General features: G+C 63.0%; 18 protein-coding genes and 1 tRNA gene. 7 read left to right on the forward strand and 12 right to left on the reverse strand.

Annotated features, from left to right (window positions below):
* Positions 1–72 precede the first annotated feature (72 nt).
* Positions 73–672, forward strand: a complete 600-nt coding sequence (locus CH268_RS23685) for a TetR/AcrR family transcriptional regulator (protein WP_052053558.1) — start codon at positions 73–75, stop codon at positions 670–672.
* On the opposite strand, the gene CH268_RS23690 is transcribed toward CH268_RS23685, so the two are convergent.
* From CH268_RS23690 to CH268_RS23705, 4 genes are all read right to left on the reverse strand, one after another.
* Positions 669–2,234, reverse strand: coding sequence for a GMC family oxidoreductase (locus tag CH268_RS23690; RefSeq protein WP_094666072.1), 1,566 nt, complete (start codon positions 2,232–2,234; stop codon positions 669–671). The genes CH268_RS23685 and CH268_RS23690 overlap by 4 nt on opposite strands.
* An 85-nt stretch (positions 2,235–2,319) precedes the next feature.
* Positions 2,320–3,951, reverse strand: coding sequence for a helix-turn-helix domain-containing protein (locus CH268_RS23695; RefSeq protein WP_094666073.1), 1,632 nt, complete (start codon positions 3,949–3,951; stop codon positions 2,320–2,322).
* Between the two features lie 37 nt (positions 3,952–3,988).
* Positions 3,989–4,669: a nitroreductase gene (locus CH268_RS23700; protein WP_032392416.1), complete on the reverse strand. Its 681-nt coding sequence runs from the start codon at positions 4,667–4,669 to the stop codon at positions 3,989–3,991.
* A 50-nt stretch (positions 4,670–4,719) separates the two neighbouring features.
* Positions 4,720–5,232 (reverse strand): 4-hydroxylaminobenzoate lyase, encoded by a 513-nt coding sequence (locus CH268_RS23705; protein WP_094666074.1) that lies wholly within the window; start codon positions 5,230–5,232, stop codon positions 4,720–4,722.
* 174 nt (positions 5,233–5,406) lie between these two features.
* Between CH268_RS23705 and CH268_RS23710 the strand changes: the two genes are divergently transcribed.
* Both CH268_RS23710 and CH268_RS23715 read left to right on the forward strand, forming a co-directional pair.
* Positions 5,407–6,051 carry a TetR/AcrR family transcriptional regulator gene (locus CH268_RS23710; RefSeq protein ID WP_032392321.1) on the forward strand — a complete coding sequence of 215 codons (645 nt, stop codon included), beginning with the start codon at positions 5,407–5,409 and terminating at the stop codon, positions 6,049–6,051.
* 140 nt (positions 6,052–6,191) lie between these two features.
* Positions 6,192–7,544, forward strand: coding sequence for an MFS transporter (locus tag CH268_RS23715; RefSeq protein ID WP_094666202.1), 1,353 nt, complete (start codon positions 6,192–6,194; stop codon positions 7,542–7,544).
* Between the two features lie 346 nt (positions 7,545–7,890).
* Here the strand turns inward: CH268_RS23715 and CH268_RS23720 are convergent.
* The 7 genes from CH268_RS23720 to CH268_RS23750 all read right to left on the reverse strand — a co-directional run bounded on the left by CH268_RS23720 (position 7,891) and on the right by CH268_RS23750 (position 13,878).
* Positions 7,891–7,967 (reverse strand) — tRNA-Leu (locus CH268_RS23720).
* A gap of 44 nt (positions 7,968–8,011) precedes the next feature.
* Positions 8,012–9,448, reverse strand: coding sequence for a short-chain fatty acid transporter (locus tag CH268_RS23725; RefSeq protein WP_094666075.1), 1,437 nt, complete (start codon positions 9,446–9,448; stop codon positions 8,012–8,014).
* Between the two features lie 116 nt (positions 9,449–9,564).
* Positions 9,565–10,509: a Ppx/GppA phosphatase family protein gene (locus tag CH268_RS23730; RefSeq protein ID WP_048319486.1), complete on the reverse strand. Its 945-nt coding sequence runs from the start codon at positions 10,507–10,509 to the stop codon at positions 9,565–9,567.
* Positions 10,506–11,036: a DUF501 domain-containing protein gene (locus tag CH268_RS23735; RefSeq protein WP_094666076.1), complete on the reverse strand. Its 531-nt coding sequence runs from the start codon at positions 11,034–11,036 to the stop codon at positions 10,506–10,508. Before CH268_RS23735 ends, CH268_RS23730 begins: the two co-directional genes overlap by 4 nt.
* Positions 11,033–11,521, reverse strand: a complete 489-nt coding sequence (locus CH268_RS23740) for an FtsB family cell division protein (protein ID WP_255182489.1) — start codon at positions 11,519–11,521, stop codon at positions 11,033–11,035. Before CH268_RS23740 ends, CH268_RS23735 begins: the two co-directional genes overlap by 4 nt.
* 259 nt (positions 11,522–11,780) lie before the next feature.
* Complete coding sequence (gene eno / locus CH268_RS23745; protein ID WP_027496113.1) at positions 11,781–13,067, reverse strand: phosphopyruvate hydratase; 1,287 nt, start codon at positions 13,065–13,067, stop codon at positions 11,781–11,783.
* An 88-nt stretch (positions 13,068–13,155) separates the two neighbouring features.
* Complete coding sequence (locus CH268_RS23750; protein WP_094622351.1) at positions 13,156–13,878, reverse strand: lytic transglycosylase domain-containing protein; 723 nt, start codon at positions 13,876–13,878, stop codon at positions 13,156–13,158.
* 177 nt (positions 13,879–14,055) lie between these two features.
* On the opposite strand from CH268_RS23750, the gene efeU reads away from it, so the two are divergent.
* The 4 genes from efeU to CH268_RS23770 all read left to right on the forward strand — a co-directional run bounded on the left by efeU (position 14,056) and on the right by CH268_RS23770 (position 18,059).
* On the forward strand, positions 14,056–14,937 hold the full coding sequence (efeU, locus tag CH268_RS23755; protein ID WP_032373011.1) for an iron uptake transporter permease EfeU: 882 nt from the start codon (positions 14,056–14,058) through the stop codon (positions 14,935–14,937).
* 14 nt (positions 14,938–14,951) lie between these two features.
* Positions 14,952–16,091, forward strand: coding sequence for an iron uptake system protein EfeO (gene efeO, locus CH268_RS23760; RefSeq protein WP_094666078.1), 1,140 nt, complete (start codon positions 14,952–14,954; stop codon positions 16,089–16,091).
* Positions 16,072–17,322 carry an iron uptake transporter deferrochelatase/peroxidase subunit gene (gene efeB / locus CH268_RS23765; RefSeq protein WP_094666079.1) on the forward strand — a complete coding sequence of 417 codons (1,251 nt, stop codon included), beginning with the start codon at positions 16,072–16,074 and terminating at the stop codon, positions 17,320–17,322. The genes efeO and efeB overlap by 20 nt, the downstream gene beginning before the upstream one ends.
* 95 nt (positions 17,323–17,417) lie before the next feature.
* Positions 17,418–18,059: a dihydrofolate reductase family protein gene (locus CH268_RS23770; protein ID WP_094622317.1), complete on the forward strand. Its 642-nt coding sequence runs from the start codon at positions 17,418–17,420 to the stop codon at positions 18,057–18,059.
* A 113-nt stretch (positions 18,060–18,172) separates the two neighbouring features.
* On the opposite strand, the gene CH268_RS23775 is transcribed toward CH268_RS23770, so the two are convergent.
* Positions 18,173–18,541, reverse strand: a complete 369-nt coding sequence (locus tag CH268_RS23775; RefSeq protein ID WP_048319482.1) for an ArsR/SmtB family transcription factor — start codon at positions 18,539–18,541, stop codon at positions 18,173–18,175.
* Between the last annotated feature and the right edge of the window lie 51 nt (positions 18,542–18,592).

Consider the following 18,592-nt stretch of genomic DNA (forward strand, 5'->3'; position numbering starts at 1 on the left):
AATCATGTCGTCCGCTTGAGTGAAAGGTACACAACCGGAATGGGTTCGTCCAGTTATTGGTAGGATTTGCTCATGATCGAGGAAAACGCAGCAACACATCCGCCGGATCAGCGATCGGACTCACGGCGCAATCGCGTTCGCCTGGTAGACGCTGCTCGAATTCTCGTCGCCGAGAAAGGGATCGAAGTCTCGGCGGCGGAGATCGCCGCGCGAGCCGAGGTCGGTGTTGCGACACTGTATCGGCGTTTCGGCTCGAAGGATGCGTTGATCAGAGACATCCTCATCGACGGCATCAGCGAGGTCGAGGCGGTCGCCGACGAGGCCCTCGCCGACACCGACCCCTGGCGCGGATTTTGCACGTTCTTCACCTTCTTCAGCCACACGCAGGACGTCAACCAGGGGATCGCGGAGTACTTGGCCACAGCGGCCGCGATCCCCTCGTCCGAACAGTCCGAGTACAACGGGCGTCTGCTTTCCAAGTTGAAGCGGATCGTGAAACGTGCGCATGAAACCGGTTGTCTCCGAGAGGAAGTCACATGGCGTGACGTTGTGATTCTGAGCCGCGCGTCGGTCGGTGCCGGTCAGTGTCTCGGCGTTTACGCCGCACCCGATCAAGCTCACCGCAGCTGCGCAGTGATCATCGAGGGCATGCGCGCGGACCCGAAGTCCTAATTGCGGATGAGATCGGCGGCTTTCTCGGCGATGGCGTAGACCGTGGCATTGGTGTTCGCCGAGACCGGTGACGGCATGATCGAGGCGTCCGCAACGCGCAGTCCCTCGATACCGCGCACACGCAGGTCGAGGTCGACCACAGCCATCTCGTCGGTGCCCATGCGGCATGTGCCGGCGTAGTGGAAATAGACGACGAGGCTACGCGCCAGGTAGTCGCGCACCGACGCGCTGTCGCCGACGGACATGCCGGGCTGCATCTCCTCGCCTCGCCACCCTGCCAGACCCGGCGCGTTGCCAATTGAGCGAGCGATCTCGAGCCCTGCTTCCATCACCGCGACATCTCGTTCGTCGCCGAGATAATTGGGATCGATGAGTGGGCCGACAGTGATCGCTTTGTCCGCCAGACGAACCCGTCCGCGACTGAACGGCGTCATCGCCGAGAATGCCAGCGCGTAGCCGTTGTCCGGGCCTGTCAACGTCTGGGCCCTCAGTGGGGCGGTGACTACCAGAATCTGGAGGTCGGGCCCCGATACCGCGCCTGCGGTTTCGATCAGACCGAGGGCCTGTCCCATCAGGTTGTGTTCGTTGTGCGGCAACGGAGACGATGCTTCGTAGAGCACGGTCGACATGGGATGGTCGTGCAGGTTCTCGCCTACACCGGGGAGGTCGAGCACTACGTCGACGCCCATCTCGTGAAGATGTTCGGCCGGGCCGATCCCGGATGCGAGCAGCAGATGTGGGGTGCCGATAGCGCCGGCGGTCAGTATTACTTCCCGAATTGCTCTGGCACGTACCGTGTAGATTCCGCGAGTGTATTCTATTCCGGTCGCGACACCGTCGACGATCATGACGCGTGACACGAGCGCGTCGGTGACCACGTGGAGGTTCGGTCGATCGAGAACGTCCTGACCGAGGTAGGCGTCGGATGCGCTCTGACGGTGGCCGTCGACGATGTTGCCGTCGGAGAGGCCGAAGCCGGTATCGGCTCCACTGCTGATGTCTCGTGCACTGCCGTAACCGATTTCGGCGGCAGCACGCAGCGCGGCAGTGGCGATGGGGCTCGGATCGGACATCGGCCCGACGGTGAGTGGCCCCTCGGTCCCGCGCAGTTCCGCATCGCGTCCTACCGTTGTTTCGGTCCGCTTGAAATACGGCAGTAGGTCGTCGAATCCCCATCCCTTGGCACCCTGGTCGACCCAGGCGTCGTAGCTTGCGCGGTGGCCACGGACGAAGTTGAGTCCGTTGATACTCGATGAGCCGCCGAGTGCGCGTCCGCGGGGTACCGGGACGGAAGTGTGCGAGAACTGTTGCACGACGGTGTTTTCGCCCCAGTTTGCAGATGTGGCGAGCAGCTCCGGCCACCGAAACGGTATGGCCATCTCCGGCAGACTCTCTGACGATCCTGCCTCGACGAGCAGAACCTGCGCGTGCGGATCTTCGCTCAGTCGTGCGGCAAGAACGCTTCCTGATGTTCCTGCTCCGACGATGATGTAGTCGAAGTCCGGGTGGATGGGGCCGTGGAGACCGGGGATGATGGTCGGTGTTCCTGTCAATTGGTTCATGCCACAACTGTGCTGTCCCGGCCGAGCTCGATCTGTTCACGCTCTGGACAGTCCCTGTGTCCCCTGCCACCGTCGGTCGGCGATCTCACCCGTCGATACCGAACGCTTTCATGCGTTTGTACAACGTCGTTCGACTGAGGCTCAGCGCTTTCGCGACGGCAACCTTGTTGCCTCGATGTCGCCGTAGTTCGGTTTCGATGACAGTGCGCACAGCACCGTCGATCGCGCCCAGCGGTCGAGATGCCAAGCGTTCCTGTAGTCGGCCGAGGTCGCGAGGGGTGACATCGCCGGCCGTACGCAGCCTCATCGCGGCGTGTACTTCGGTTCGCAGTTCGGTCAGGTTGCCCGGCCAGTCATAGGTGAGCAATGCGTGCATGGCCGCTGGCGTGAACCGGATCGACGCGTGTGCCTCTGCCAGATACTGTTCGGCCAGTGCGGGAATCTCGTGTTTACGCAGCCTCAGTGGCAGTAGCTCGACCCGGGTTCGACAGGCGTCTACGATCCGAAACACTTCGGGCGACAACGTGATCAACGGTGCGCTGGATACCGCGAACCAGACTTTCGAGCGAGTCGTGGCGGTATACAGGGCGTGCGCGATCGGCGGGGACAGTAGATGCACGTTCTCCACCGCCACCGGCCGATGTTCGTGTTCCAATGCTTCGGTTACGGTGTGTAACCAGTGCTGGGCTGAGTGCAAGACCGTGTCGAGTGCGTCGAAGCCGACAGGGTCATGTCCGTCCATCAGATCGGTCAACAGCGTGGTGCGCCCGGTGCCGGTCTCGCCTGCGACGGCGAACGAGGTTTTCGCCTGCCGAGACTCAGCGAGCTGCTCGCTGATGCGCTCGATTCGAGACCGAGTGCGCGTCAGCGCATGTCCGTCGCTGCTCGATTCGGAACCGGCGGAGGCGAACTCGACGATCATGGACTGCGGGTCCGTCGCGAGAGCGTGCACAGAGACGTCGACCTGTTCACCCGTACCGAACAGATGCATGTCACGTTCGGTCACCTGCGGGTCACGAGCGGCGAGCGAGATGTAGTCGGTGGCGTTCAGGAGTGACGCGGCAGCGGTGTTGGCGATGACGATGCCGGGTGCCATAGCGACGATGGGAATTGCTGTTCGAGGCCCGGCGGCGAGGTGGAAAGCGTCGAGCAGCTGGTGGTCGCTGCGGACCGGATCCTGGGCGAGCCGCGTGGAGATTTCCTGGGCAGCCTGCATCACCAGGCCATGCAGTACTGGGGTGTCGCTCTCGGTATAGAAGGTGAGGGTGATGACGCCCTCGATTCGACCGGTGACCGGATGCAGGATGGGAAACCCGTAACAGCTGAACATCTTCATGGCCTCGAAGAAGTGTTGATTTCCCTTCACTGCGAGGGGCTCTCGTAGTTCGCGGACTGTCGAAATCGAGTTCGTGCCCGCCGTTTCTTCGGTGAACAGCCGTCCGAGCACCGCTCCGTTGTTGGTCAGTGCATCGTCGATACCCGGTGTTCCATGCGTGACGTCGACGAGTCGGACGTTGCGGTCCGCAAGTATCACCGAGAAGTCCGTATCAGCGAAAATGACGGCCAGACGGTCAAGGACAGGGCGGGCTGCCATCGCCAGTCGGCCGCGGTCGGGGACAGTGATGATGTCGATCTCGCGGGGTAGCAGAGCCGGGTCGAGTCCGCTCATCGACGCACGCTGCCATGACAGTGCGATGCGATCAGAGGTGAGAGTCATGGCGTTCCGATCGGTGTCAGCGGAGCGCTGAACGCGATCACGAGTTGTGGAAACGCGCGAACGAGGACACAGCTTGCCTGGTGGTCGAACGATGGCTGAGGCGATTCGATCGATCGGCGTGGCCCAACGCGAGTCCGCATACAATGTGTTGCTCGTCGTCGATGTCGAGCTGCGTTCGAATCACCGCTGAAAAGTCGATGAACGACGCTTGCGGGCAGGTGTCCAGCCCCGCAGCCCGAGCTGCCATCATCAGAGCCTGAAGAAACAATCCTGCGTCGATGTACGCACCGTCCTGGGCACACGTGTTCACTGTGAGGATCATGCCCACCGGAGCGCCGAAAAAATCGTAGTTGCGGCGGTGGTGCGCAATTCTGGCGGGCGTGTCCTTCGGGTCGATACCCAGCACGTCGGAGTACAGCGTCTCCCCGAAGATGCGTCGTCTGGTTCTCAACGGCTCCTTCCAGTCTCCCGGGCTGGGTTGATAGTCGTAGTCGCGCTGCCGGACGGTGTCGGGGTCATCGAATGCCGCGAGCAACGCCGAGGTGAGGGCCGCTTTGGCCGACCCGGTGACCACGTGAACGCGCCAGGGCTGTGTGTTCGAATTGCTCGGTGCTCGGGCGGCCAGTTCCAGCAGCGTTTCGACGACAGACGGGGAGACCGGGTCCGGGAGAAATGCCCGGACGCTGCGGCGGGTCATCAGAGCGTCGCGAACAGACATCGATGCCCCGTTGCATTCGGCGTCATCCACCGTCGGTGTCCGGGTCGTCTTCACCGGTCTGCGGTGGGTCGGATGTCGTACGAGATCCGGCCCGCCGGCAAGAAGAACAGCGCGATCAAAGCGCCTCCCCGGACCTCGGGATAGTGGTGACTCCCGGGGCCCGGCGCCGTCCAACCCGCGCCTTGCCAACCGCGAGGTCCCACGATCTCGGCAGCGGCGTCCAGCGGTACGACCAGGTTCAGTTCGCCGTAGGGGTGTTGGTGATACTGGCCGCGCATGCGGGGGACGCTGTTCATGAACACTGCTGTGATGCTGAAGTAGCTGAGGTCTTCGTTAGGTTCGGCGATTCGGCTTCGCCTGTAGTTGCGCCCTTGGACCTCGATGTCTGCGGCCCAACCGTCGGCAACTCCCGCCGTCACGAGCATCGCGAGGTCAGAATACAACGAGGAATCGGGCCCGTAGTTCTCGTTCAGCCAGTCTTCCAACCCAGCTTCCGCTGTCCGGTCCTTGATTTCACGCAGGAACGGGATGCTGCGATCGATCAGTTGCTGACGTGCATCCATGTGAGCCCACCTCGGGGTGTCGAACGCTGCCCGGCCGGACCGGGATATTGGTCAATACATTACATGCAGTGATTGTAATGTAAAGAGCAATGACCTCGCCCCTGCGGCGTCGACCTCATTCCACGACCGACTACCGTTACACCGAGTTGTTGCAATTGGCCCAAGGGGACACGCATGAGCCGAAAGACGCCCGATTCCACGGCGCCCGATCCAGGATCTGGCGATGACGCACAGAGCCGGGGGCGTCCGCGCGATCCGGCGATCGACCAAGCCATCATCGATGCCACCCGTCGACGCCTGGTGATCGACGGTTACACCAAGATGACCATCGGTGACGTTGCCCGCGAAGCGGGTGTCACCCGTCCCACCATCTACCGCCGGTGGAATGACAAGTTCGGGTTGGTGGTCGACTCTCTGGACTACGGCTTTCGGGCACAGCGCGCGATGTATCCGACCACGGAATTCGACAGCTTGACCGGCTTCGACGCGTTCGTCGAGGCAATCCGGCGAGTGGACCCGTGCTACTTCAATCCGGATGCCATGGTTCTGGTGGGTAACTTCATGGGCGAAAAACTGCGTACGCCAGAACTTCTCAGCATGTTCCGTGAGCATGCAGTGGAACCGCGTGTCTTCATGGTGGAAAACCTTCTACTCGCTCTTCAGAAGAAAGGCGAGGTCCGCATTGATGTCGACATCCATACGGTTGCGACCCTGTCCTTCGGCGCGTACTACGCCGCCTTCCTCCGAGGCGAGAACGACCGGTCACAACTGGCGACGCAGGTTGCAGCAACCCTGTGGCCGGCGATCAGCGCGAACTGAGCCCATCACGATTGACTACCTGCCGTTTCTATTACGTTACAGGTATTGACTGTAATAGAAATGCTTTCTACAGTTCGTTGCAGTCGTCGTTCCGTTTTAGGAGGATGCCGACTTCGGTTCACACGATCGAAGGACTGCACATGACGTCACACATTCCGGTTGGCTCCCCCGCTGAGCCAGTCGTACGCGTCGATGAATTGATCGAGAAGCAGCCGATGGGCCGATTCCATCGACTCCTGCTGGTCATGTCCGGCGCCGTCATGTTTTTGGACGGCTTCGACACCCAGGCAATCGCCTTCGTAGCGCCCGCCCTTGCGCTCGAATGGGGTGTTCCGAAATCTGATCTGGGACCGATCTTTTCGGCTGCAATCGCCGGACTGATGGTCGGGTACCTGATCCTCTCACCATTGGCACGTCGCTTCGGGCACCGACGCCTGGTGATCGCGTGCACGTTCGCATTCGGTGTGTTGACTCTCGCGTGCGCCCTGGCTTCCAACCCGACCCAACTGATCGCACTCAGGTTCTGCACCGGCGCTGGATTGGGAGCCGCTATACCAAGCCTTGTCGCGCTGACGAGTGAGTTCGCGCCTTCGCGTCGACGCTCTTCCTCGGTGATGTTCATCTACTGCTGGCTTGCGCTGGGGTTCGTCGCGGCAGGCGTGGTGTCCGGGTTCGTCATTCCGACCCTCGGCTGGCGGTACATGTTCGTGATCGGAGGCATCACGCCGCTGGCCTTGATTCTTCTGCTTGTCAAGTTCTTCCCGGAGTCCCCGCAGTACTTCTTATCCCGAGGGAGAGACCACGAGGCGTTGCAGATTCTGCGCCGGATGGATCCGACAATCAGCGCGAGTGCCCGACTCGAGGCCGCCGCCGAGACCGAAAAGAACGCCTCCGTCTCGACCGGCGTCTTCACCGTCGTACGCGGACGCTGGTTGCCGAACACGCTGTTGTTGTGGGTAGCCTTCGTCGGCAATCTAGCCGTCTTCTACGCGATTCAAAGCTGGCTTCCCACAATTATTTCCACCCTCGGCGGAACCCCCACTGTCATGATCACGTCGACGGTGCTGACCACTATCGGAGGTGTCGTGGCAGCCCTGTTCATCGGGCCGCTGATGGATCGATACAACCCCTTCCGCACCCTGGGCTACGTCTACCTGGCAGGGACAGGCCTCGTCGCTTTGCTCGGTCTCACGCTCACCGGCGGCACGACAGCGATCCTTCTCGTCATTGCATTTCTCACAGGAATGGCAGTGACCGGCGGCCAGATGAGCATCGCAGCGCTGGCCACAGTGCTGTATCCCGTGGAGCTACGATCCACGGGAGTCGGTTGGGGCCTCGGCATCGGAAGGTTGGGCGGCATAGCAGGACCGCTGATTGTCGGCGCTGCACTCGCAGCAGATATGGACGAACGCAACGTCTTCGTCATACTGTCGTTCTTCCTCCTTGCCGCCTGTCTCAGCGTGTTCGTCCTGGGGGCTCGAGTACGACGCTGAGAAGAATCGCAACGCGTGACACTGGTAACAGGAACCGCCCGAAAATCCCCTGCTCGACGATGTCTCTGCTGCGCGCCGCAGGTAGTCCCTAAGTCCCAGCGCACAGATCGCGCGCTAGTTGTGACAGCCTCGTGACAACGAGCTACTCGTAGAGACAACCATTCAATCCGAAAACCAGCCCTGACCTGCACGAATACGAGGATGAAACCACGGGGAACAGACACCCTTCGCGGATCTGAAATCCGCTGTCCCAGTTGTCCACTCAAATCCGTGGGAAGCCACCGACGTCCACGCTACCACCCGAAAAGCATTGTCTTGGTCCAGAAATCTGGATCCATATGGACTCTGGTGCCCCCAGTCGGACTCGAACCGACACTGTGCGGATTTTAAGTCCGCTGCCTCTGCCAATTGGGCTATAGGGGCCACCGCTGGAGTCGCGCTCCAGCGGTGATGATCATATCGGGCTGCTATTGCGCCGGGATGACCGGCGGCACGAAGTCGAAGGTCATGCCGAGCAGCCACACGAGCAGCAGGACCACCGGGAAGTGGAAGATGAACTGCAGGAACGTGAATCCGATCAGATCTCGCGCTCGCAGGCCCAGAACCGCCAGCAGGGGCAGCATGAAGAACGGGTTGATCAGGTTCGGCAGCGCCTCGGCCACGTTGTAGATCTGGACGGTCCAGCCGAGGTTCATCTGCACATCGGTAGCAGACTGCATGACGTACGGCGCTTCGACGAGCCACTTGCCGCCTCCGGAGGGGACGAAGAGTCCGAGTACAACCGTGTACACCGCGATGACCACGGCGAATCCGCCGCCACTGCCGATGTCGGTGAAGAAATTCGCGAGGTGCTCGGAGATCGTGACGCCTCCCCTGCCCTCCGCTTTGGTCAACATGGCCGCCATTGCGGCGTACAGCGGGAACTGCACCAAGATCCCCGCAGTGGCGGGGACCGCCTTGCTGACCGAATCGAGGAAGCGCCGCGGGGTGCCGTGCAGCACGAGCCCGAGCATCAGGAACACCAAGAGATAGCCGTTGAGACTACTGACGACCGACAGCACCGGCAGCGTCAACAGCTGGGAGACAAGCCATCCCAGCGTCATTGCGCCGGCGAAGAGCGGAAGGATGCGGCTGTATTCGAGCCACTCCCCCGGCCTGGTGCGCGGTGCCGGTTCAGCGACGGTGTCGTCCAGATTGACCTCCATGTCAGCGGCAGTCTTGATCGCGGCACCCTTCGGAGCAGACACGTGTGCGATGACGACCGTCAACACGATGATGATGACGCACATCAGCAGCGACTGCCACGTGAAGATGGTCGTACCGAAATCGAGTACACCGGTGACCGAAAGCAATGTCGCCGGAAGCGAACTGGCCGTCGCCTGCAGCTGAGCAGCAGAGGACGACATGCCCAGCGCCCAGACCGCGCCGAGGCCCATGAACGCGGCAGCACCCAAGGCCCGATAGTCCGTCCGCAGATCGTCACGTCGCGCGATGGCACGGGCCAGTAGACCGGCGAACACCAGACTCAGACCCCAGTTGAGGAACGAGACCGAACAGGACAGCAGCGCAACGAAACTGACTGCGCTACTGGAGCTCTTGGGCACTTGCGCCAATCGGGTGATCAATCTGGCGACCGGTGGAGAGGTCGCCACGACGTACCCGGTGAGCACGACCATCGCCATCTGCAGCGTGAAGGCCGTCAGGTCCCAGAAACCGTTTCCGAATGCGTCGACCACATTCTGCGGAGACGACCCGTTGGCGAAGGCAGCAACAGCAACGACCACCACGCCGACGAGGGCGAAGATGTACGCGTCGGGAAACCATTTCTCGGTTCCCTTGGCGAGTGCTTGCGCTACGCGCGCCAGACCTTTCTCGGCCGGGGCCTGCTGGGCGGGTGTCGTCATGGGTGGTCCTAGCCTCGTCGGGAGCAGTGACGTGAGCCACAGCGCCTCTCAGGCTTCACCGAAACACGAAGCGATGCAACCTACATCGCCGCAGAACGGGTCTGCAGAATTGCAGATCAGATCTTGATCGACATTGCGATGCCGTCGAGGATGTCGTGCTCACTGACCGTCAGAGAGCTGACAGCCCCGCGTCGCTCGAATTCCTCGGCCAGCACGCTGCACACGATCGCTCCGCCGCCGATGACGTCGACCCGTCCGGGGTGCATGGGCCCCAACGCACTTCGCTGCGTGTGAGTCATGCCGATCAGGTCCTCGCATACCTCGAACAACTCCGAGAAGGGCACACGAGACAAGTGCACTGCGTCTGCGTCGTACTCGGGTAGTTCCTTGGCGATGGCCGCGATGGTCGTCATCGTGCCGGCCACACCCACCCAGCTCGACGCGTCGCCGATCGAGACTTCCTCGAATGCCTCCGCCAACTTCTCGCGGGCGTACTCACGCGCACCGTTGATCTCGTCTGCGGTGGGAGGGTCCGAATGCAGGAATCGTTCGGTCAGACGCACGCAGCCGATGTTCGCCGAGAACGCCGCTTTCACGCCTTTGGCGTCGCCCAGTACGAGTTCGGTAGAACCGCCACCCAGATCGACGACCAGGAAAGGTCCTGCGGCAGAATCGAGTTCACCGACCGCTCCGGCGAAAGACAGCCGCGCTTCTTCGTCTCCGGTGATCACCTCGGCCTCGGCACCGGGAATTACCTTGCCCAGTACCTCACGCACCATCGAGAAGAAGTCCTCCCGATTCGACGCATCACGGGTGGCGGAGGTGGCGACCATGCGCACCGCGGTGGCCCCGGTCTTACGGATGATCTCCGCGTACTCCACCAATGCAACACGGGTCCGCTCGATAGCCTCGGGCACGAAGGCTCCGGTCGCGTCGACGCCTTGCCCCAAGCGCACGACCCGCATCTCACGAGCGACGTCGGCGAGGGTCTTACCGTTGTTGTCTGCGACGAGCAGGCGGATGGAGTTGGTGCCGCAATCGATTGCTGCAACCCTGGTCATGATTTCTCCGCACGTAGTTCTTCGATGGTCGGCCAATCGGCCGGAATAGCTTTGCCGCGCAACGAGTTCTCGGCTGCCAACGCCACCGACTCGTCGCCGAGCGGATTGACTCCTGGCCCCTTGGCCAACGAATGCGCGATCAACACGTGCAGGCACTTGACGCGGTCGGGCATACCGCCGCCGGTGAAATCCGTTCCGAGAGATTCGATCTCGTTGCGCTCAGCCAGGTACGACTCGTGGGCACGCAAATACGCGGCAGCCAATTCCGGGTCTGCGCCCAAGCGTTCCGTCATCTCACGCATGACTCCGGCCGATTCCTGCCGACTGGCTTCCGCCGTCAATCGCGGGTCGGTCAGGTAGTACAGGGTGGGAAACGGAGTGCCGTCGGGAAGCTTCGGGGCAGTTTTCACCACACCCGGCCTGCCGTCCGGAGATCGATACGCGATTTCGAGTACGCCACGCGGTTCACGTCCGAGCTGCGATGCGACCGCATCGAGATCTTCCTGCGAGACTGCCGAGGAATTCACCCGACGGGTCCCCCTTCTGGTTCTGGCACCGGCGGGGCCGGAGCGGGTTCTGGCTGTACGACGGGCATGGGCGCGGACGTGGGCTCCGACGGCTCGTCCGATCCCTGCGGCTGCACCGCGGTGTTCCACAGGTCGGTGTACCACGGCCCGGTCGGGGTGTTGTCCACCTCGAGATCCTTGGAGCTCGGCGAGTAGTCGCCGGGGAGCTGCACCTGATACGGCGTCTCCCCCGGCATGACGAACCGCAGCCGCTCGCGAGCATCGGCGGCGATGCGGGACGGTTCGTTGAGCTGAGATTTCTGGGTCTGGAGCGCGTCCACCTCGTCCTGCAGGGTCTGACGCTCGGCCAGCACGGACTCGAGCTCACCGCGCTGCGAGAAGTAGGTCCTGAGCGGCACGGCCAGCGTCAGCGCCAACGCGCACACCACGACTCCGAGAATGAAAGCGCGTCCGGTGGACAGCCCGAAGAACGTTCGCTCGGGCATCTTGGGTCTACGAACACCGACGCGCCTCGGAGCAGCTTTGCCACCCACCACGGCGTCACGTGCCTGATCCGACGGCTCCGGTGGAGTGGCCGGCCGGCCGGAGGCGGTCTCGTCGCGAGACGCACCCCCGGTCGGCTTCGAGCGATTCGGAGAGGAAGGACGGCCGCGGGGTCGGGGATCCCGTCCACCTGGACTGGTCCCGGACCTTCCGCGTCGTGCCATCATTCACTCTCCACTTCGTGCATACGTATCGGTTGACTCAGCCCTCGTAATTGAACCGGGGGAAAGCCAGCTCGCCCGCGTAACGCGCCGCGTCACCCAGAGCTTCTTCGATTCGCAGCAACTGGTTGTACTTGGCGACGCGCTCGCTTCGGGCGGGGGCACCGGTCTTGATCTGCCCGCTGCCGACGGCAACTGCCAGGTCAGCGATGGTGGTGTCCTCGGTTTCGCCGGAACGGTGGCTCATCATCGTCTTGTAGCCGTTGCGATGGGCCAGATCCACTGCATCGAGGGTCTCGGTCAGCGTGCCGATCTGGTTGACCTTGACCAGCAGTGCGTTGGCCGCACCCTTGACGATGCCGTCTTCGAGACGCTCGGGGTTGGTGACGAACAGGTCGTCGCCGACGAGCTGAACCTTGTCACCGATCGACTCGGTGAGTGCGACCCAGCCGTCCCAGTCGTTCTCGTCGAGCGGATCCTCGATGGAGACCAGCGGGTAGGCGTCGACGAGCTCGCCGTAGAAGGCCGACATCTGCTCGGCGGACTTGGTCTCACGCTCGAAGGCGTAGCCGGTGCCCGCGGTGTAGAACTCGGTGGCCGCCACGTCGAGGGCGAGCGCGACATCCTGGCCGGGCTTGAGACCGGTCTTGCCGATGGCCTCGAGGATCAGGTCGAGAGCTGCCTTGGTGCCGGCGAGATCGGGAGCGAAGCCGCCCTCGTCGCCGAGGCCGGTGGACAGGCCCTTGGCCTTGAGCACTGCCTTGAGTGCGTGGTAGACCTCGGCACCCCAGCGCAGCGACTCCTTGAACGTGGCCGCACCGATCGGCGCGATCATGAATTCCTGGACGTCGACGCCACTGTCTGCGTGTGCGCCACCGTTGATGATGTTCATCATCGGCACCGGCAGGATGTGGGCGTTCGGGCCACCGAGGTAGCGGAAGAGCTCGAGTCCGGTGGACTCCGCAGCAGCCTTGGCGACCGCGAGCGAGACACCCAGCAGGGAGTTCGCGCCGAGGCGGGACTTGTCGGGAGTGCCGTCGAGGTCGAGAAGGGCCTGGTCGACGGTGCGCTGCTCGATGGCGTCGAGGCCGATGACGGCGGGTGCAATCTCGTCGAGCACCGCGTTGACGGCCTTCTCGACGCCCTTGCCGCCGTAGCGGTCTCCGCCGTCACGAAGCTCGACGGCCTCGTGCTCACCGGTGGATGCGCCGGAGGGAACGGCTGCACGGGTCAACGTCCCGTCGTCCAATGCGACCTCGACCTCAACCGTGGGGTTGCCACGGGAATCGAGGATCTCGCGAGCTCCGACCTGCTCAATGATGGCCACGAATGCTTCTCCTAGTAACGGGGACCGGCGGACTGTGCCGGGTGCAAGACTAGCCGCTGTTGCATGGTGCCCGCGATGCACGGAGTTTCTACGGCCTGGTGCCTACCGAGTACGCGGCCGCTCGATCTCGCACGTCGCGCAGGTACTGGCCCGAGAGGTTGTACGCCATCAACGCGCTCTCCCACCCCTGCGCCGTCCGCAGATCACCGCCGCGCGCGCAGAGATAACGCGCCGCCGTCAGAGCGGCGTCGTCGATGTTGTCCGGATCTGCGATGCCGTCGCCGTTGGCGTCGACACCCCATTTCTTCCACGTCTCGGGGATGAACTGCATGGGTCCCATCGCACGATCGAACTCGGCATCGCCGTCCATCGATCCGCCGTCGGTGTCCGGGATCTCGGCGACGCCCGGTCCGCCGTCGAGTGGGATTCCGCGAATGGGCGGTGCGACGAGTCCGTCGGGTTGCACGGAAGACCCCTGGTAGGTGCCGTGCCGACTCTCGATGTACCCGATCCCGGCCAGTGTCGTCCAGGCTATGCCGCAGTCCGCGTCGGTCTCGGCCATGATCGCGGCAGCGTGCCCGTACGACGCGAGTGCGGTCACCGAGATACCGAGCGCATCGGTCTGCGGCTCTGCCCAGGCAATGAGCAGATCGGCCGTTCGGCCGGGCGCATTGAAGTCGATGATCGGCACCTCCGTGCCCGGGCCGGGCGGAATGCCCTCGGGAATCTCACGCTTCGGCTCGCTGCTGCCACATGCGGTGAGCGCAAGGAGTACCGATGCGGTGGCGAGCACGCAGATTCGTGAGATCACCTCACCATCCTGCACATGGAAGGTAATAGAAAGCTAAAGGCCGATAAAACCCCAGTACAACGTGCATAAGGACCAGGTTGCAGGGTGTATGTTTCTGTCAACCTTCACGCATGAGGGTCGCCTACCCTTCGCGAGGCAAGGCGTACCAATGTTCGACGCACAACAGGAGCACCTTCCGTGTCCGTACTGGCTGCCGCAGGATCTGCGCCGTCGATCGCCACCCAGATGTTCGGCAGCGGTCTGATCGGTCTTCGCGAGGGTCTCGAGACCGGCATCGTGGTGATGATTCTCGTGGCGTTCCTCGTCAAGGCGAACCGACGCGACGCTCTGAAGTGGGTGTGGCTGGGAGTCGGTCTGGCCGTCGCGATGGTGGCGGCGATCTTCTTCGTGATCCATTACGGCACGTCCACCGTCACCGGACTGACGGCCGAGATCATCGCGGGAGCGGCCTCGCTGGTCGCCGTCGTCATCGTCACGGCCATGGTCCTGTGGATGCGCACCGCCGCGAAGAACATCTCCGGCGAGCTGCGGGCGAACATGGAGAAAGCACTCACCGTCGGGCCTGCGGCAGTGCTGACGCTCTCGTTCTTCGCCGTCGGCCGTGAGGGTGTCGAGACGGCACTGCTCATGGTCGGGTACGCCGAGAACACCAACGGCAGCCTGTGGCCACTGCTCGGACTTCTACTGGGCATCGTCGTCGCTGCAGTACTGACGGTGTTCCTATACTTCGGCGCGGTGCGCATCAACTTTGCCGTGTTCTTCAAGTACACCGGCATCTTCCTCATCGTGGTCGCCGCCGGAATCCTGGCCTACGGGATCCGCGCCCTGCAGATCGGCGGAGTTCTGCCCGGTGGCAGCGCTGTCGCCTTCGACATCACCGCACACTTCGATGCCTCGAGTTGGTACGGCACCGTGCTCGCCGGCATCTTCAACTTCCGCCCCGAACCCACTGTTTTCCAAGCGATCGCGTGGGTGCTGTACATCGTCGTCGTGTTGTTCCTCTTCCTCCGCCCGGTCCGCGTTCCCGCGGCTCCCGAGCCTGTACTTCAGAACTCCTGAAAGGCACCACCACCATGCGTCGTACCACCTACGCTCTGGCCGCGGTCGCGGTTCTACCGATGGCCCTGGCCGGATGCACCGAGAAGTCCTCGACCGAGGCCGCGTCGGGCGATATCGCCGTCACGGCCACCGACTCGTCCTGCGACGTCGGTGCATCCGAGGGAACCACCGGAAACTCCACGTTCCAGATCACCAACAACGGCAGCAAGGTCACCGAGTTCTACGTCTACGGCGAGGGCGACCGCGTCATGGGCGAGGTCGAGAACATCGGACCGGGTCTGACGCGTCAGCTCATCGTCGCTCTGCCCGACCCCGGCACGTACCAGACCGCCTGCAAGGCAGGCATGGTGGGCGACGGCGTCCGCGCCGATTACGTCGTGACCGGCGATTCGGTTCGCCAGACGGACGAGGACGGCTTGCTCACCGAGGCAGCCGACGGCTACAAGCGTTACGTCGTCAGTCAGATCGACGCGTTGCAGGAGACCACGACGTCGTTCGTCACCGCGGTCAAGAGCGGCGACGTTGCCGCAGCCAAGGCCCAGTTCCCCATCGCGCGTAGCTATTACGAGCGCATCGAGCCCGTCGCCGAGAGCTTCCCGGACGACCTCGATCCGCGCATCGACCTGCGCGAGCCCGACGTCGAGCCCGGCGCGGAGTGGACCGGCTTCCACCGCATCGAGAAGGACCTGTGGACGCAGGGACTGCAGCCCGACACCAATGCGATGGCCGATCAGCTCGAGGCCGACATCACCGAACTCGCAGACAAGATCAAGGCCGACGACTTCACCATCGACCCCATCCAGGTCGCCGGTGGCGCACAGGGATTGCTCGACGAGGTCGCCAAGACCAAGATCAGCGGTGAAGAGGACTTCTTCTCGCACACCGACCTGTGGGACTTCCAGGCCAACGTCGACGGCTCGCAGGCAGCCATCGCGGCCGTGCGTCCGATCCTCGACGAGCGCAACGCCGAACTGGGCACCGCGATCGACGCCCGCTTCGCAGAACTCGACGCCGAACTCGCCAAGTACCGCAGCGGCGACGGCTTCGTCTTCTACGACACCGTGACCGAACCGCAGCGACAGGAACTGTCGAACAAGATCGACGCACTGTCCGCCGAAGTGAGCCAGGTGCAGGGTGTCGTTGCCGAACAATAAGACTGGACAGTTCTCCCGGCGGCGACTGTTCGGTGCTGTCGGGACCGGGGCTGCACTCGTCGGAGTCGGGGCCATCGCGGGACACGCGACGGCCTCGGGAGCCGAGGTGCCGACGTCGGACGTCGTCGAATTTCGCGGTGACCACCAGGCCGGCATCGTCACCCCGGCACAGGACCGCATGCACTTCGTTGCGTTCGACGTCACCACCGACTCCCGCGACGAGTTCGTTGCGCTGCTGAAGAAGTGGACGCTGATGGCCGAGCGGTTGGTGCATGGCGAGGAGACGTTCGACGGTGGAGCTGTCGACGGCGGCCAGTACAACCCGCCCACCGACACCGGCGAGGCTCTCGGCCTGACGGCATCGTCGCTGACGCTGACGATCGGGTTCGGTCCGACGCTGTTCGACCGATTCGATCTGGCGTCGAAAAAGCCTGCGTCGCTTGCCGATCTGCAGCACTTCCCGGCCGACAACCTCGACCCCCGCCGCTCCGGCGGAGACCTGTGCATCCAGGCCTGCGCCGACGACCCGCAGGTTGCCGTCCACGCCATTCGCAACCTCGCCCGCGTCGGGTTCGGCACGGTGTCGGTCAAGTGGTCTCAGCTGGGCTTCGGACGCACCTCGTCCACCTCGACCACACAGGACACCCCACGAAACCTGTTCGGCTTCAAGGACGGGACCGCCAACCTCAAGGCCGAGGACCCGTCTTTGCTGGACGAGAACGTCTGGGTTGCCCCTGACGACGATCAGGAATGGATGGCAGGCGGCTCCTACCTCGTGGCCCGCCGCATCCGCATGCTCATCGAATCGTGGGACCGCACCACGCTCAAGGAACAAGAGCGAGTGATCGGACGCAGCAAGGGAACCGGCGCACCGCTCGGCCAGAAGGACGAATTCGACGCACTCGACTTCGAGTCACAGGGACCGGAAGGCACCTTCATCGACAAGACCGCACACGTGCGTCTGGCGTCGAAGGAAAACCTCGGCGGCGTCCAGATCCTGCGTCGGGGATACAACTTCACCGACGGATCGGACGGCTTCGGACACCTCGACGCCGGACTGTTCTTCATCGCCTACTGCCGCGATCCCCTGACCCAATTCGTCCCGATGCAGTTGGCCCTGTCTCGCAAGGACGCACTGAACGAATACATCCAACACGTCGGGTCTGCGGTATTCGCGTGCCCACCCGGCGTCGGAGAATCCGAATACTGGGGTTCGACACTGTTCGAGTGATTCTTCGCCGGCCCCACCCCGTCCGGGCGGTGAGTTCGTGCACGCGGTTCGGTCTACATCGTCGTATGTTTTCGTCATCGACATCGGGAGCACATATGGGTCAGCTGGTTCGGGTACAGAATTTCACCGTCTCGAGCGACGGGATCGCTGCGGGCGAAAACCAGAGCTTCGAGAGCCCGTTCGGTCTCGACCATCTGGCACTGATGAGGTGGTACTTCGCCACCGCCAGTTTTCCTGGAAACGCCGGTTCGAGCGGAAGCCGCGGACTCGACGACTACTTCGCCCGCGACTTCGCCCGCAACATCGGTGCCGAGATCATGGGCCGACACAAGTTCGGGCCACAACGCGGACCGTGGGCCGATCACGAGTGGCAGGGCTGGTGGGGCGACGAGCCGCCGTTCCACACGCCCGTCTTTGTGCTCACCCACCACGAACGGCCGTCGATCACACTCTCCGACACCACTTTTCACTTCGTCGACGGCGAGCCCGCCGACGTACTGAAACAGGCGAAGGAGGCGGCCGACGGCAAGGACGTGCGACTCGGCGGTGGCGTCACGAGTATCCGCGAATTCCTCGACGCCGATCTGGTCGACACCATGCACATCGCCGTCACACCCATCGAATTCGGCTCGGGTCTGAAGCTGTGGGATTCACCCGACGAACTGAACGACAGATTCGAGCACGAAGTTGTCCCGAGTAGCAGCGGTATGACTCATCACCTGTTCTGGCGTAGGTAGCCGGACCGGATCAATGCGCCTTTGTTGCACTCTGACCGACTGAAACCCACATTGATCCCGAACCGAGGGACGAGGAATACCCCCAGCGCGAGTATTGGGCGAGTGAGAACATCTCAGGCGGAGTCGGCGTCGGAGGGGAAATCCGATGCCGACATTCCGAGGTGCTCGATGTGATAGACGGCCTCGTCGAGCAGCATCGCGACGTGGTTGTCGTACAGGCGATAGATGACGCTTCGCCCCGAGCGAGTTCCGGTGACCAGTCCCATGGCGCGTAACAACCGGAGCTGATGAGATACCGCCGACTGTTCCATGTCCACTGCGTCGGCCAGATCGTTGACCCCGCTCGGCCCCTGCCGTAGCTGCGTCAGAATGCGCAGTCGGCTCGGTGTGGCCAGAGCCTGGAGGGTCGCGGCCACCGTGGCGGCAGATTCGGCATCGAGCTGCGCAGGTGGCGTGCTGCGTCCCTCGACTCCATGTCCCATGCGACAACTATAGTTTATGTACACATGTAAAGGTCTTCATGTAATCCTGTA

The organism is Rhodococcus sp. 06-1460-1B, from assembly GCF_002258475.1.
In the GTDB taxonomy this organism is placed as follows: domain Bacteria; phylum Actinomycetota; class Actinomycetes; order Mycobacteriales; family Mycobacteriaceae; genus Rhodococcoides; species Rhodococcoides fascians.